Genomic DNA, 296 nt, shown 5'->3' with positions numbered 1-296 from the left:
ACCACCTCTCGGAGACCGTGCGGCCGGCGCTTTCCGACGGCGACCTGGTGATAGCCGACCGCTACTCGGACTCTCGGTTCGCCTATCAGGGGGCGACGCTCGCGCGCGCCGACGCCGGGATCGAGCGGCCCGTGGAGTACGTCCGCGGGATCCACGCCGCGTTCTCCCGCCCGCCGGACGCGACGATATACCTCGATCTGGATCCGAAGACCGCGGCCGAGCGCGCCGGCCGGACCGACAAGTTCGAGCGAGACGGCTACCTCGCGGCCGTTCGCGACAACTACGAGCGCCTCATC

Annotated in this window: 1 protein-coding gene; it reads left to right on the top strand. The window is 70.6% G+C overall.

Annotated elements, in window-relative coordinates; translation table 11 throughout:
* On the top strand, positions 1-296 hold a 296-nt coding region (locus EXE44_RS18955; protein ID WP_369333871.1), incomplete at both ends, for a dTMP kinase.

This window comes from Halorubrum sp. SS7, from assembly GCF_005435055.1.
Lineage (GTDB): Archaea > Halobacteriota > Halobacteria > Halobacteriales > Haloferacaceae > Halorubrum > Halorubrum salinarum.
Note: the sequence above shows the minus strand (reverse complement) of the source record. Positions and strands in the feature narration are given on the sequence as shown.